General features: G+C 44.2%; 13 protein-coding genes and 1 pseudogene. 7 read left to right on the top strand and 7 right to left on the bottom strand.

What is annotated here, in order from left to right; all coding sequences use genetic code 11:
• Positions 1–356: 356 nt before the first annotated feature.
• Both ACOBWA_RS12895 and radC read right to left on the bottom strand, forming a co-directional pair.
• Complete coding sequence (locus ACOBWA_RS12895) at positions 357–3287, bottom strand: acyl-CoA dehydrogenase (protein WP_420229581.1); 2931 nt, start codon at positions 3285–3287, stop codon at positions 357–359.
• 349 nt (positions 3288–3636) lie between these two features.
• A pseudogene (radC, locus tag ACOBWA_RS12890) lies at positions 3637–4319 on the bottom strand (RadC family protein).
• Between the two features lie 128 nt (positions 4320–4447).
• Between radC and coaBC the strand changes: the two are divergent.
• Both coaBC and ACOBWA_RS12880 read left to right on the top strand, forming a co-directional pair.
• Complete coding sequence (coaBC, locus tag ACOBWA_RS12885; RefSeq protein ID WP_420229580.1) at positions 4448–5866, top strand: bifunctional phosphopantothenoylcysteine decarboxylase/phosphopantothenate--cysteine ligase CoaBC; 1419 nt, start codon at positions 4448–4450, stop codon at positions 5864–5866.
• Between the two features lie 80 nt (positions 5867–5946).
• Entirely contained in the window at positions 5947–6729 is a 783-nt protein-coding gene (locus ACOBWA_RS12880; protein WP_102091816.1) for a sulfite exporter TauE/SafE family protein, read from the top strand.
• Positions 6730–6761: 32 nt separating this feature from the next.
• On the opposite strand, the gene ACOBWA_RS12875 is transcribed toward ACOBWA_RS12880, so the two are convergent.
• From ACOBWA_RS12875 to ACOBWA_RS12860, 4 genes are all read right to left on the bottom strand, one after another.
• Complete coding sequence (locus ACOBWA_RS12875) at positions 6762–7670, bottom strand: histone deacetylase (RefSeq protein WP_420229579.1); 909 nt, start codon at positions 7668–7670, stop codon at positions 6762–6764.
• Between the two features lie 145 nt (positions 7671–7815).
• A complete protein-coding gene (locus tag ACOBWA_RS12870) occupies positions 7816–8142 on the bottom strand; it encodes a hypothetical protein (protein ID WP_420229578.1) in 327 nt (108 codons plus the stop codon).
• A 331-nt stretch (positions 8143–8473) separates the two neighbouring features.
• Positions 8474–8641, bottom strand: a complete 168-nt coding sequence (locus tag ACOBWA_RS12865; protein WP_420229577.1) for a hypothetical protein — start codon at positions 8639–8641, stop codon at positions 8474–8476.
• A 30-nt stretch (positions 8642–8671) separates the two neighbouring features.
• Positions 8672–9775 carry a hypothetical protein gene (locus ACOBWA_RS12860; RefSeq protein WP_420229576.1) on the bottom strand — a complete coding sequence of 368 codons (1104 nt, stop codon included), beginning with the start codon at positions 9773–9775 and terminating at the stop codon, positions 8672–8674.
• A 161-nt stretch (positions 9776–9936) separates the two neighbouring features.
• Here ACOBWA_RS12860 and ccmA point away from each other — a divergent pair, with 161 nt between their 5' ends.
• The 5 genes from ccmA (at position 9937) to ccmE (ending at position 13415) form a co-directional block, all read left to right on the top strand.
• Positions 9937–10566, top strand: a complete 630-nt coding sequence (ccmA, locus tag ACOBWA_RS12855; RefSeq protein ID WP_420229575.1) for a heme ABC exporter ATP-binding protein CcmA — start codon at positions 9937–9939, stop codon at positions 10564–10566.
• Between the two features lie 135 nt (positions 10567–10701).
• Positions 10702–11358 carry a heme exporter protein CcmB gene (locus ACOBWA_RS12850; protein WP_179799371.1) on the top strand — a complete coding sequence of 219 codons (657 nt, stop codon included), beginning with the start codon at positions 10702–10704 and terminating at the stop codon, positions 11356–11358.
• 286 nt (positions 11359–11644) lie between these two features.
• Complete coding sequence (ccmC, locus tag ACOBWA_RS12845) at positions 11645–12433, top strand: heme ABC transporter permease CcmC (RefSeq protein WP_420229574.1); 789 nt, start codon at positions 11645–11647, stop codon at positions 12431–12433.
• 16 nt (positions 12434–12449) lie between these two features.
• Positions 12450–12671 carry a heme exporter protein CcmD gene (ccmD, locus tag ACOBWA_RS12840; protein WP_160023571.1) on the top strand — a complete coding sequence of 74 codons (222 nt, stop codon included), beginning with the start codon at positions 12450–12452 and terminating at the stop codon, positions 12669–12671.
• A 243-nt stretch (positions 12672–12914) separates the two neighbouring features.
• Positions 12915–13415, top strand: coding sequence for a cytochrome c maturation protein CcmE (gene ccmE / locus ACOBWA_RS12835; protein WP_101206027.1), 501 nt, complete (start codon positions 12915–12917; stop codon positions 13413–13415).
• A gap of 100 nt (positions 13416–13515) precedes the next feature.
• On the opposite strand, the gene ACOBWA_RS12830 is transcribed toward ccmE, so the two are convergent.
• Positions 13516–14364, bottom strand: a complete 849-nt coding sequence (locus ACOBWA_RS12830; protein ID WP_420229573.1) for an aldo/keto reductase — start codon at positions 14362–14364, stop codon at positions 13516–13518.
• Positions 14365–14432 lie beyond the last annotated feature (68 nt).

The following is a 14432-nucleotide window of genomic DNA, read 5'->3' as shown; positions in this document are numbered from 1 at the left end:
GCAAGATTTTTTCTGATTTTATTCTAAATGTACATTCCTCGTTACAACTATGTGCCCATAATATAGTCAATATTTATTCTAAACGGTTTGTTTCCCATATGAAACAAAATATTCATGAAAGAGTTTTTAGGGTAAGCGAATATGTCAAACTATTGATATCAAACCGTTGATTTCAAGTTATCGAAATGCGAAGAAAAGAATAAGACTCATATGATTAATTAAGCTCAGAATTTCCAATAGACCAAAAAAGCCAGACTATCGTTTATAGATAGTCTGGCTAATAAGAAGTGAAAGTTTTATTATAAAATCTAATAATACTGAGTTTCTAATAGCAATATTAAAAACAGAATAGACCATTAAACCTTATAGTTTTCTTCGCGTGACAAAGGAGATTGGCGCTCTAAAGGTTTGATATCATTATCACTTACTTCATTGTTGATCTCGTCAGGTGGTGCAATATGACGATTATGATTATTGCCCATACGCTCGTTAAGATATGATTCAGCATCACGATGTCGATGATCGAGTGCCTCTATCTCAGGCTTTGACTCTTCAAAATCTGTCTGCGAATTTACTTCTTTGACAGTATCTTGCTCACTGACCAACTCTACATCGCCATCACTTTCATAACCATGATTAGGATTGGCATCGCCAGTATGATTGTCTGTGTTTGCAGGACTGTCTAGATCGTTAATAGTTAGTTCGTTAGTGGCTAGCTCATCAACGGCAGATGCATCGGTATCCACAGCGATACCATTTTTACTCTGCGCTTGTCTTTTTAGCTGTGCGTAATCAGTCAGTTGGTGAACCGCATTTTCGAGGGCATGAGGATTGTCACGTTCTAGCGCTTCCGATAGATGCTCGTCAAACGTATCGGTCAATAATGAATCAAAACGCATGGCGTTATATTGAATCAGAACTTCTGCTTCTTCTTCGGTAATGCCGCCATTTTGACTGGCGTGTACCACATGGTCTTCAAAGGTTAGACCTTCAAAGCTGTCTTGATGCTCTGCCTTTTTGAACTTCTGCCACAATGGTTCGATTTCGACCAACGTCTGATAAGCATGTTCCATACGACCAGTCACATCGTCTGCATCTGTATTGTAATAAACCATGGTTTTCAGATAATCGCGGAACGGGTTGGCTGCAAAATCATCCATGAAAGTATCACCCAATTGACGTTTCAGCTCATCGCTTGCTGGGGTAAAGATACGTCCACTTGGGAAGGTCACAAAGCTGACCACATTGGCTGCCATACGATTCGGGAAGTTGGCAAAGAATGACACAAAGGCTTCTTGAATCGTATACAAGCTGTTTTGTAGCGCAACTTCAGCATGTAAGCGCTCAGACTCTGATTTGCTACCATGTTCATAAAATTGCAAAATAGCAGTCGCAATAAATAGATGACTATGAATATCTGCTAAACGACCAGAGAGCATCTCTTTACGTTTTAAATCCCCTGCTAGTAGTCCTAATGCCATATCAGCAGTCAAGGCAAAGCTCGCACTTAAACGGTTGATATGTTTGTAGTAGGGACGGGTAAAAGCATCTGCGAAACTCGGGGCCTTATCGCTACCACCGATGTAACCTGCGACAAAAGCTTTTGCACCACGGTTAAACGTGTAGCCCAAATGCTTAAAGAAAAGGGTATCAAACTTTTCAGTGGCAGCAGCTTTGTCTTCACTTTGTAATAACTGAAGCTCGTCGAATAAATAAGGATGGCAACGCATCGCACCTTGACCAAAGATCATGAGCGAGCGGGTCAAAATGTTGGCGCCTTCAACAGTGATAGATACAGGAATCGCTTGATAAGGTGTCGCCAAAAAGTTGCGCGGACCCATCTGTACAGCACGACCACCGACCACATCCATACCGTCGTTGACGACGCTACGCATGGTTTCAGTCGCATAGTATTTAGCCATGGCAGTCATGACTGAGGGCGTGCCACCTTGGTTTAATCCACAAGTGACTAAGTGACGGAATGCTTCTAACATATAAGTGTTACTCGCCATACGGCTAGTAGCGTCCTGTACACCTTCAAATTTACCTACCGATATCTTGAACTGTTCGCGAACTTTTGCGAACGCACCGACAGATAGATAGGTCATTTCACTGGCTGATGTCGACAGAGCGGGCAGAGAGATACCTCGACCAACGCCCAAGCATTCCATCAGCATACGCCAGCCGCGACCAGCGTTCTCAACACCGCCGATGATGTAATCTAATGGGATAAAGACATCTTTACCATCGACCGTACCATTCATAAATGGGGAGCCGATTGGATTATGACGTGGTCCTGTTACCACACCTTCGTGATTAGCTGGAACGAGGGCACAAGTGATACCGTAATCGGTTTTTTCAAGATTGCCAAGCAGACCTTCAGGATCGTACATTTTGAATGCTAGACCAACCACAGTAGCGACAGGTGCTAGGGTAATCCAGCGCTTAGAGAAGTTCATGCGTAAGCCAAGCACTTGCTCGCCTTCGTGCATACCGTAACAGACTACACCTGTATCAGGAATCGCACCTGCATCAGAGCCTGCTTCGGGCCCAGTTAAACCAAAGCAAGGCACTTCATCACCTTTTGCAAGACCTGGTAACCAGCGCTGCTTTTGCTCGTCTGTACCATAATGCATCAATAGCTCACCAGGGCCGAGCGAATTGGGAACCATACAGGTCACAGCGGCAGTCGGCGAGCGCGAAGCGATTTTGCTCATCACACGACTTTGCGCATAAGAGCTAAATTCTAAGCCGCCAAATTCTTTTGGAATGATTAAACCTAAGAAACCATTACTTTTTATAAATTGCCATGCCTCAGGTGATAAATCTTTATCTTTATGCTGGATTTGCCATTCATCAAGCATGACACATAAAGTTTCTACTTCATTATCGATGAAACTTTGCTCTTCTTCTGAGAGCTGCGGATAAGGATAATTGGCAAAGGTATCCCAGTTCGGCACACCCATAAACAGCTCTTTTTCCCACCAACTAGTACCCGCATCAAGCGCTTCACGCTCCGTATCACTCATACTCGGCATCGCACCACCTAGCGCCTTATATACAGGCTTAGTGATTAACGATTGGCGAAGCGGTGCAACGAGTAAGACCAAGCACAGTAGTGCCATTGGTATACCCAAAATGAGCGACCATGGGCTGATAATTGCAGTGACGATAACCGTAATCAGGGCGATGATGCTACCGGTGACCCGTGATAAGGACAACAAAAAGATGGCCAAGACCACGGCTAACTGAATGATGACTGCCAAAATAAACAAGCCAATTGCCATGACTATCTCCTTTGAAACGCTGAATAAGAAATGCGAAAAGTACGTAAGTGAATAAGCTAACTATAATTATTTTTTGTCTTGCCACTTACTATCTTATAAATATGTCGAATGATTTATTAATCTTTAGATGCTCGGTTCTAAGTCTCTTAAGTACTAGTATTAACGGTCTAGTAAGTAATTGACAAATAAATGACAATAATGGCTACTAATATGAAACAGTTGTCGATAACTATCAAGAGCCAAAATGCTACGCTCTGTCGATGATATGTATCAAACATAATTGTTTGCAGGCTAGTTATAGGACTAGTTGAAACACGTAGCTAACTATTATCGAAAACTAGCCAAAGGGCTAACTAAAAGGGGCAAGGCAGCTCTCGGCATAAGACAAAGTGTCGTTACGTCCGACGATAATGTGATCGACAAGCGAGATATCTAATAGGTCACAGGCTTTTTTAGCTCATAAGTCAGTAAGTTATCTGCCGTTGATGGGTTGGCATCGGTATGAGGATGATTGTGGGCGATAATAAGTTGGCTAGCAGCATGGCTTAGTGCATGTCGCAGTACGTGCTTGATACAGACCGAGCATGATGAGATACCACCAGTAAATAATATCTCGAAATTTAAAAGGTTCAACGCATTGTCTAGACAGAGTACCGCAAATACTTCACGGTGCTCGCCGCGCAACTGTGTGCTGATATAGTCTTTGACCGCTTGTGAGCGTCCTAGTGCTTGCCCGGTTTTGAGTTGGCTGTCCAGATAGCGCGTACCCATCTCAAGTGAGGCTAATATTTGGGCGTACTTTGCAGGGCCAATACCATGGCAGGCAAGAACCGTCTGTTGAGGGGCGGCTAATAGCTCGGCTAAGCTACCAAACTGATCAATCAAATGCCGCGCTAATTCAATCGCTGATTGAGACTGAGTACCCGTACGCAAAAATATGGCCAGTATCTCGGCGTCAGACAAATGAGCTGCACCAAATTTTAAAAGTTTCTCGCGTGGCCTGTCATCCTCATGCCAGTCTTTGATCGCCATTGTCACTCCTTGAAAATGGGTGGATACTCGTTATCTGAGATAGATACGGAAAATCTTACCCAATTTATCTCATAATTGTTACTATAAGCGCAATTTTATCTTTTCACTTTTTTGTTGATGCCACGCTTATGTCCAATATTGTGCTTGCTATTACTGGCGGTATCGCCGCTTATAAATCTGCTATATTTGCCCGCTTGTTAGTCAAGGCAGGCTTTGATGTGCGCGTTATCATGACGACAGGCGCACAAGCATTTATCACACCGCTGACGCTACAAGCGTTGACTGGTAACGAGGTGCATGTATCATTGCTCGATGAGCAAGCCGAGGCAGGCATGGGACATATTGAGCTGGCCAAGTGGGCCGACTTAATCGTGATTGCACCTGCTTCAGCCAATACGCTTGCGCGTCTGGCCATGGGGATGGCTGATGATCTATTGACCACAGTGTGTCTTGCTACTACTGCACCTGTCATTATTGCGCCTGCCATGAATCAGCAGATGTGGGCGCATCCAGCCGTCAATCTAAACGTGCAAACATTGCGCGATATGAATTATCAGATTATCCAACCAGCTAGCGGTGAGCAAGCGTGCGGTGATGTCGGAGCAGGGCGATTGCCTGAGCCTGAGCAGTTATTGGATGAAGTGTTACTGTTCATAGCGATGAATACAACGCCGCAATTACTGGCAGGCAAAAGAGTGGTCATTACCGCGGGTCCAACCGTAGAAGCGATCGACCCTGTGCGTTATTTGTCTAATCACTCTTCAGGAAAAATGGGCTTTGCATTGGCCCGTGCCTGTGTGGCTGCTGGCGCAGACGTTGTCTTAATCGCTGGTGGTAAAGTGGCATTGCCCACACCGCTTAATGTCACACGAATCGATGTGCTGTCTGCCGAAGATATGCTAATAGCCGCACAGCAATGTGTGGAAGGTACGCATAGCGAGCTTCAATTTGTCCTTGAAGATGAGCATGACCATTCTCATGAGCACCCACATGAACATGAGCACTCTCATAACCATTCCCACGTACACCATCATGGCGACTGTGGTTGCGGTGATGATGTAAGCGACCATAACCATAACGACAATCATGACTCGCTACAGTCTTATGATGACAATCAATTTGTGAAAGCAGATATCTTTATCGCGACTGCAGCAGTGGCAGATTATCGTACGGCAGAAGCTGCACCGCAAAAAATCAAAAAGACACAAGATGCCATGACGCTCAGTTTGGTTAAAAACCCTGATATTCTAGCGACGATTTCTCTTGCGCATCCAGAGCTATTTGTCGTCGGTTTTGCAGCAGAGACGCAAGATGTCGAGCGTTATGCCCGTGGTAAGTTGGTCGCAAAAGATTTGGATATGATTGCCTGTAATGATGTCTCACGTGCAGATATCGGTTTTGCTAGTGATGACAATGCGATGCAGGTGTTTTTCTCTGAGCGCTATGAGCGTGACGCGGTAACACTTGAGAAGACCAGTAAAGATAAAATTGCTGAGCAACTGGCTAGCATTATTGGTCAAGCAATCGGTCAACGTAAAGATAGTTAGAGCTACAGGCGCTAAATCTGATAGCTAGCATGTAGATAGTGTGTAGATACAGACGCTGAGCCTAAAATGGTGTGACCGATATGATGAATATAGCTGGTAACGATAGCACTCAAATGCTAGTGCTGACGGTCATTTTTGCGCTTGCCTCACTGCTGCATGGTATTAGCGGACTTGGCGCAACGCTAGTGACGACCACTGCGCTTGCTAGTATGTACCCATTGCAACACGCCATTGTGTTAGTGATTTTTCCCTCGCTAGTCGTTAATGTGATGACCTGGCTAGTAGGCGGTGAACGCACCATTTGGCAAAACTTTATCTACTACGGCAGACGCTATTGGTTGCTTGCGCTTACTAGCTTACTAGGTAGCATTTTAGGTGCTAAACTCTTGCTATGGGTCGATAGCGCTTATATTCTCTTATTGTTGGCCGCGGTCATTGCCTTCTACGTTGTGAGTAGCTTACTCGGCAAACAAATCCGTCTACCAAACACCAAGCCTATGTTGATTGCCGTTGGTTTTGGTGCAGGCGTCATCGGCGGCTCGACCAATGCAATGTCGACCATACTGATGATGTATTTATTGTCTGCCAGTGACGATAAAAACACCATCGCCAAAGTCGGTAACATGTGCTATTTCTTAGGAAAGATTGCCCAAATTATCGTGTTGCGTGAGCCTATCATGGCACTGAGCAGTGGTGAATGGCAGCTGATTACTTTTTTGAGTGTGCTGTCTATAGTCACACTGCTAGTTGGAATCCGTTTGCGTCGCTATTTGCCGCAAGCGCGTTTTCGTCAGCTTATTTTATTAATCTTAATCGTGCTTGGAATACGTGTCGGTTGGCAAGGTATTACCGCTTTGTTATAGCTAAAGATATAAGCCTTTTCAGCGATATCTTATTAGACCAATTCTTCAAAAAATATCTGCTGTGCCAAACGAAAGGTATTACAATGCGCTTCGACCACGTCTTCGATATCTTCTGAGTAGCCGCCACCCATCACGATAGCGATATTGGCGGTTTTTGCTTGCTGCAGAACGTATTCATCACGCGCCTTACATCCTGCTTGTGTCAAACCAAGTTTGCCGAGCTTATCGGTAGCGAGCACGTCGACTGCAGACTGATAAAAAATCATATCTGGCGCAACCTCAGCGATTAAGCGTGGCAGCGTATCTTCTAATATCTGTAAATACTCAGCATCGCCAGTATCATTGTCTAGCTCAATATCTAAGTCTGATACTTGCTTACGAAACGGGTAGTTCTTTGCACCATGCATGCTAAAGACAAAAACGCGTGGCTCATCTGCCATAATACTGGCGTTGCCATTGCCTTGATGAACGTCCAAATCGATCACTAAAATCTTCTTTGCCTGTCCACGATTTAGCAATAAGTTGCTAGCGATACAAACATCATTAAATACGCAAAAGCCTTCTCCATGACCAGCAAAGGAGTGATGGGTGCCGCCTGCGACGTTCATGGCCACGCCATATTGCTGAGCATATAGCGCGCACTCATACGTTGCATGGGCAATATAACGACCGCGCTCCACCAACTGCGGCGTCATCTCAAATCCGATCGCACGAGCAGCCTTGCGCGGCAGTGTTTGGGTTTTAAGCTGATACCAGTACTCTGCGGTATGGGTGGTCAAAATCTCATCTTCGCTTAAGCGAGCAGGAGCAAAGAAGTTATCTTGGCTGATAGTGCCTTCTGCCAGTAGACGCTCAGGAATCATAATGTACTTTTGCATGGGGAAGCGGTGCTTTTCTGGCACGGAATATCGAAAGACGTCAGAGTAGGCAATTTTTAGCATAAGAATTCTAGCTTAATATTGATGGTTTTTTGGATAGAAAAATAAAGGGATAAGTATCAGCTATCGTCGACTATAACTTGACTGAAAAACCAGTTTATCGAATGAACTGAGCTGTTGAACAAACTGAGTTATCGAACGGATTGAACTATTGAACAAACTGAGTTGGTAAAAAGAACGTGCGCGCGTTTGACTGTTGACGTAGCTCGACAAGTAGCGTTTGCATGTCTTCAGCAGGGTCTTGATTATTAACCAAGTTGCCAAAAAGCTCGTTGGCGACCGTGGTCATCGCAACCACGCTTTGTAATAAATGCTCAATGATCTCATTATCTAGACCAACTGCTTCGACATCGATAGCATTTTTGTAGCGTATCTCACCATCGTTAACATCCATCTCTAGATTACCGACTAGCATGTCATAGTTGATTTGGGTGATGAGTAGCATCGCGGCACTTTGATAACTTTCTGGTATCAAAAATGGCAGGATGCCGTAAATAGCTAATAGTTTGTTTTTTCTTGCACCCGAAACAGATAGCCACAGTTTATTTGCTTATGACGCATTCTCAAGGATAAATGATGCGATTTTTGGCTGTCGTTGGTTTTGGGTCGATAATGCGTGTAGTGCCACTGTTTGTCATTGAAGTATTGCTTTAAGCAGTCGACGATAGGCGTGTCACTCTGGTTTTGAGGTTCTGCATTTGTGCTATCGGTTTCTAAATTATCGGTTTTGAGTTGAGATGTATTTGCTTGTACTTGTACTTGTGCTTGAGCTTGAGCGTTATCCTGTTTGCTGCCCTGATTCGCCTCTAACTCATGAGAGATATCAGCTGATATATTTTTGTATTATTAACCTCGCTGTCAGCAAGTGATGCAGGCCCTTGCTCGCTTGCAGCATCGATGACTGACTGCGGTGCGGAAGCAGTCAATAACCGTTTGATTTTTTGCCACAAGCTGAGTTTATTGCGTTGACTCATAATAATATGCTGACAAGTAAGGGTTGTAAATTAATTGTGAGTGAATACCAAACCTTCTTTGATAGCAGGCTGTGCATAAAACGCTGCTAGCATTTCACGAATGTGAGCCGTTAACCAAGGCGTCTCAAGAGCATCGTACACGATAGGCAGTAGTGTAGTGCTACATTGCTTCATGGCCGCTTCATCAATGTGCAAACTCGCCGCAATGGTCGCCATCGTGTCAGACTGATGATTGGCATACCAAGTGTCGATGCTTGCCGAGACTAAACTGTGTAGATACGGTGACAGTCGCAGGCGATTATAGCTCTGTTGGATACTGGCTTCGATATGGTCAATGCTACTGTTACTAGGCTCATCGCTTAAATAGGTTTGCAGCTCACTAATCGGTTGGTCTTTGATGCGATCCCAGCCCATAACCATCAGACGCGCCACTTCTTCGTTTGACAAGTGTTCCTGCGCATTGGCCTCGGCTTTGCGCGTCAAATCTTTGATATTGCGATGCAAGTAGGTTTGTAGTTTTTCATCGAGGTTTCTGTTGGTCGCCTTTTCAAAAGAGCTGCGCCCAAGCTTCATCAATTTACCAACGCCACCTGCTTTATCGAGCGTGCTTTCCATAAAGTCATTGATAGCGTGATAGAGTGTTTGGGTCAATAAATCTGCAAAGGTTTCGTTACCGACCAGCGTATGAATCAATATATTGCGCTGCTGCTCGTGGCTACCGATATAGTTGGCCAGCGTTTCGACTTGGGCATCATCGACCAACTCAGACAAAGGCACATTATCATTAACTGGGTGATAAATAATAGTGTGCAAAATATCACGGATGTCGGTACGCATCACCTCAGTCATCGGCTGATTTAACAGCCAGTCTTTCATCAGCTGTTGTAAATGGTCACAAGTAATATATTTGCTTAAAGGCTGCGCACCAAACCATTGCCAAGCTTCCATCGCTAGTGGCTCAGCTTGATTGTGCAACCACTGCTGCATAAAGTTGACTTGAGCATCAATCAAGCTATCTACTGTCAAACAGCTGGCTGATAGCTCTTTTGACAAGTTAGTGTCTGCGTTATCAGTCTCTGCAGCAGTATTAGGTTTTTGGCTATCTTGTGAAGTCGGCATAGGTTTTGAAGTCATATTTTAAAGTCGTATTTTTTGAGGTCGTACTTTTTGAAGTCAGAGTAATCGACAATTTGTTATACTGTGTGTTTGTAGCGAGCATAGGGTATTATGCCACGAACATTGCCTGTGTTTGTGATGAATATTGATTGCTGCTTGATAAATAACCAGAGGTTTTGATGACGGTTTTGGATACGCCTTTACTTGCACTTGATGAGCTGACGGTTCAGCGCGGTGAGATACCGCTGTGCGAAGGAGTTGCGTTGCAGCTATCTACGGGTAGTATTTGCCATCTAATCGGGGCAAATGGGACGGGAAAGACTACGTTACTCATGCAATTGGCTGGATTGTTACCTGTTTTGTCAGGTAGAGTTATTTATCAAGGACAATCGTGCCTGCCTATCCAGCCCTTATATGTCTCACACCAGTTGGGCATCCATCCGAATCTGACAGTAGCACAAAACCTAACGTTTCTACTGAACTTATATGGTATTACTCCAAGCGCTGCTGATATTGATAATGCGCTCACATGGGTTGGGCTACAAGGGTTTGAAACGATCAGCTCAAGTCATCTGTCCGCTGGGCAAACGCGGCGCATCACGCTGGCACGATTGTACTTGTTAACTCCTGACGTGACACCGCTCTGGTTACTTGATGAGCCTTTCACTGCGCTAGATGTCGATATGGTGGCACGTATGGAAGCGCGGTTATGCGAATTTGCACAGGCTGGCGGGTCGATACTAATGACCAGTCATCAGGCAGTCGGTGTCGCCAATCAAGTGCTCGATTTGTCAAATCACATGGTATAAGTTTGATTGATATCAGTACCATCAGTATATGTGCAAGGACAAATAATGACAGACAGTCCAATACAAGTAGGATCAGTAGCAGCCATGAATAAAAGTACAAATGCTATTGTCGTAGCACCTCGCAGTATTGGGTTTATGCAGCTGTGGCGACGCGAATGGCAAGTCAAGCAGCAAGGAGCGGTACAATGGTTGTATCCATTGGTATTATTCTTAGTGATTATTACTTTGTTTCCGTTGGCAGTTGGTAGTGAGCCTGCGCTATTGCAGCGTCTAGGCGTATCAGCAGTGTGGATTGCTGCATTGCTGTCACTGGTAATGGGCGTTGATGGATTATTTAAGCCTGCGCTTGATAATGGTACGCTTGCGCAATTGGTCGTCGCCAAAGCGTCACTACCGCTATGGGTGCTGATTAGACTGGTCATCCATTGGATTTTTAGCAGTGGTATTGTGGCAGCGCTTAGCTTGCTTGCCGTTCCGTTGTTTCAGCTCAGTTGGTTTGAAGCGTGGATATTGATGGCTTCTATCGTGACAGGTAGTCCAATGCTCCTAATGCTATCCGCGATTGCCAGTAGCTTGACGCTATCGTTAAAGAATGGGGCAGTATTAGTGCCTTTGATTGCTTTACCGATGCAGTTGCCAGTCTTGATTTTTGCTACAGGTGCGGTTGATTTATTTGCTTCTGGGCTGAACGGTTTGCCAATCTTGGCTTTATTGCTGGCAGGAAGTATTGTTTCTGTACTAGTTATGCCTTGGGTGATTGCTACAACTTTAAAAATGTCATGGCTCAATTAAACGATTTGCTTGTTGCAATCCTAAAGTCCAATTGTCGAAATTTGGTCATCTAAACTCAGTTATCTAAACCTAGCCATCTAAATCCAGTCATCGAAATTTAGTTATCTGCACCACATGTATTAACATCGTGGTGAAAACTGGCAATTTTGCTATAATAGTCAATTGAATACGTAAACAGCTCTTTGTAGATTCTATCCAGTGTTTAACGCCAGCAGGTGAGTTGATAGTGGTACTTTTATAGACCGCATCATTTATCGCCAGTAAGCTGTGTAATAGGTTTCTTCCCATGCCCAACCTGAATAACGTCTCATCCCCTAGCTTGTGGCAGCGCATTTGGCAGGGTTTCTTGACCACTGTGGGTACCAAGCAGTTTTTTCGTATCTTTAGCCCTTGGGTCAAGTGGTTAGCGATATTAGCCAGTCTCTGTTTGCTCATTGGTAGCATATGGGGCCTTGCTTTTGCGCCGCCTGATTATCTTCAGGGCAATAGCTATCGCATTATCTTTATCCATGTGCCAGCGGCCAGTCTTGCCATTTCTATCTATTTTTCCCTTGCAGTTCTGGGAGTGATTTATTTGGTATGGAAGATTAAGACAGCCAGTTTGGTCGCGCAGGCACTTGCCCCGATGGGGTTTTTGCTGTGTGTCATCAGTCTGCTTACAGGCTCTATCTGGGCAAAGCCAACATGGGGTACTTACTGGGTATGGGACGCACGCCTTACGTCAATGCTGATATTAGCGTTTCTATACGCGGGCGTGATGGCACTGTTTGCCGCTTTTGAGCATACGGCCAATCGCGGTAAAGCGGCTGCTATTTTATCTATCGTGGGCGCAGTGAATCTGCCTATTATTAAGTATTCAGTAGAGTGGTGGAATACTTTGCATCAAGGCGCGACTTTTAGCTTGACCGCCGCACCGAAGATGTCGGCAGATATGTGGATGCCCTTATTACTGATGATTATCGGCAGCTATTTACTGGTTGCAACATTAGCGATTTATCGTACCAACACGCTGATTCTATACCGTGATCAAGGGAAAGCGTGGGTTAAAGAATACATTCGTGGTCAACACAAATAACGGCTAGGAACATACTATGCAGCCTTACTTTTATAGCGTATCTGAGTTTTTCGCCATGGGTAAGCATGGGGTTTTTGTGTGGTCGTGCTGGGCGATAACGATCGGCGTGATGTTGGCCTTTATTATCTATAGCCGCAGACAGCGACAGTCACTTATCAAACAGCTGACCATCCAGCAAGCGCGACAAGCACAACGGACGACCAAAACCTCAACGCCTGTAACCAAACAAGCTGAATAAAAATCATCTTAATATCATGGTTTTAGCGTAAGAAACCGTATCCTTACACTGACAAAAATATGACCTTATAGGCAGTGATGAGGCTTATTGATTTGTCTGAAAAATGCTACCATATAGCAATTAGAAGAGTACGATTAGAAAGACATTTTCAAAACGTTTTTCTAATGGTAGTTTCTTCAAAATTTTCTGTTTTGTAGATTGATAATGGTTTATAAAACAGTGACTCATTAATGGGGTAGTGGTATGAATGCAGTTCGTCGGAAAAAACTGACGTGGGTTATGTTTACGCTGGCAGGTGCGGCAGTAGCAGTTATGTTGGTTATCTATGCCATCGGGCAGCAAACTGACTACTACTTTGATGCAACCGCTATTGCCCAAGGCGAAGCGCCTCAAGACAAACGTATTCGTGCTGGTGGTATGGTGGTTGCCGGTAGTGTGCAGCGTGCAGCAGACAATCCATTAAATGTTGAGTTTGCGATTACTGATTTCCAATCAACCGTGCCAGTGACTTACCAAGGTATTCTGCCAGATTTATTTGCTGAAAATTCAGGCGTCGTAGCCACGGGTAAAATGCAGGGCGATACTTTCGTCGCTGGGGAAGTATTGGCTAAGCATGACGAAAACTATATGCCACCAGAAGTTGCTAAATCTATGAAAGAAAACAATCGTAGCGGAGCGATACCTTCTTCTGAACAGTATAATCCTGCTGAAAAAATTCATGAGACCGAAACGCTACAACAGTAATGATTTTGAGCTTTCATACCATATAAAAAAGCCACCGATAATCGGTGGCTTTTTATTGCGCTTTGTTTAGCTAATCAATTAATCCTACTTATTAACCCTGTTAGTCATCCCATACTGGGCTATAGTCAGGGTGCTCGATCTTACGACCGTCAGAGCTGGCTAGGTTACCGATTTTTTCTAACTCATCTGCACTTAACTCAACTTTGATGGCATCTAGATTGCCTTGCAAGTGATCAGGATTAGACGTTTTTGGAATAGCCACACGATGCTTGTCTGACAAGATCCAAGCTAGTGAGATTTGTGCTGGTGTTACGTTGTGCTTATCTGCAATCTCTTTAATTACTTCGTTATCAAATACATCACCACGCGCTAATGGCGAGTAGGCTTCTAGTAGAATATGATGATTATTCAAGAAGGTCTGCAATGTGTTTTGTTTAATGAACGGATGAAACTCTACTTGGTTCACGACGATAGGCACATCAGCATATTTCTTGGCTTCAATGATATTAGCAATATTGAAGTTTGAAACACCAATATAACGCGTTAGACCTTGCTTTTGGAGTTCACACAGCGCAGGAATGGTCTCAGATAACGGCACGCGGTCATCAGGCCAGTGCAACAGCAACAGATCGACATAATCTGTACCCAAATCTTCCAAAGAACGCTTGGCTGCTGCGACCAGTTTTTCCGGTTCAAACTTCATATCATCTGGAAAAATCTTGGTAGTCAAAAAGAACTTATCACGAGCCACGCCTGATTGTCTAATGCCTTCGCCAACTTCTTTTTCGTTACCATAAGCTTGAGCGGTATCGATATGCTCATAACCCATTTCTAATGCTTTTTTGACCACATCTACGCAATCTTGGCCAGTTGACTGCCAAGTACCTAGCCCTAGGATAGGGATATTTGCTTGTCCAGCGGTACGAATATTATAGTTTTTAGCGCTCATATTATTATCCTTGTTATATGTATCTTATAATTTTCATTCGTTTTAAATGTCATCAATAGTATGGTTTA

This window comes from Psychrobacter sp. ER1, assembly GCF_048631835.1.
Classification (GTDB): domain Bacteria; phylum Pseudomonadota; class Gammaproteobacteria; order Pseudomonadales; family Moraxellaceae; genus Psychrobacter.
Note: the sequence above shows the minus strand (reverse complement) of the source record. Positions and strands in the feature narration are given on the sequence as shown.

Excerpts from the sequence above, each read along its gene's own strand:
- ACOBWA_RS12895 (WP_420229581.1), bottom strand. The coding sequence starts at position 3,287 with ATGGCAATTGGCTTGTTTATTTTGGCAGTCATCATTCAGTTAGCCGTG.
- coaBC (WP_420229580.1), top strand. The coding sequence starts at position 4,448 with ATGTCCAATATTGTGCTTGCTATTACTGGCGGTATCGCCGCTTATAAA.
- ACOBWA_RS12880 (WP_102091816.1), top strand. The coding sequence starts at position 5,947 with ATGATGAATATAGCTGGTAACGATAGCACTCAAATGCTAGTGCTGACG.
- ACOBWA_RS12875 (WP_420229579.1), bottom strand. The coding sequence starts at position 7,670 with ATGCTAAAAATTGCCTACTCTGACGTCTTTCGATATTCCGTGCCAGAA.
- ACOBWA_RS12865 (WP_420229577.1), bottom strand. The coding sequence starts at position 8,641 with ATGAGTCAACGCAATAAACTCAGCTTGTGGCAAAAAATCAAACGGTTA.
- ACOBWA_RS12860 (WP_420229576.1), bottom strand. The coding sequence starts at position 9,775 with ATGACTTCAAAACCTATGCCGACTTCACAAGATAGCCAAAAACCTAAT.
- ccmA (WP_420229575.1), top strand. The coding sequence starts at position 9,937 with ATGACGGTTTTGGATACGCCTTTACTTGCACTTGATGAGCTGACGGTT.
- ACOBWA_RS12850 (WP_179799371.1), top strand. The coding sequence starts at position 10,702 with ATGCAGCTGTGGCGACGCGAATGGCAAGTCAAGCAGCAAGGAGCGGTA.
- ccmC (WP_420229574.1), top strand. The coding sequence starts at position 11,645 with ATGCCCAACCTGAATAACGTCTCATCCCCTAGCTTGTGGCAGCGCATT.
- ccmD (WP_160023571.1), top strand. The coding sequence starts at position 12,450 with ATGCAGCCTTACTTTTATAGCGTATCTGAGTTTTTCGCCATGGGTAAG.
- ccmE (WP_101206027.1), top strand. The coding sequence starts at position 12,915 with ATGAATGCAGTTCGTCGGAAAAAACTGACGTGGGTTATGTTTACGCTG.
- ACOBWA_RS12830 (WP_420229573.1), bottom strand. The coding sequence starts at position 14,364 with ATGAGCGCTAAAAACTATAATATTCGTACCGCTGGACAAGCAAATATC.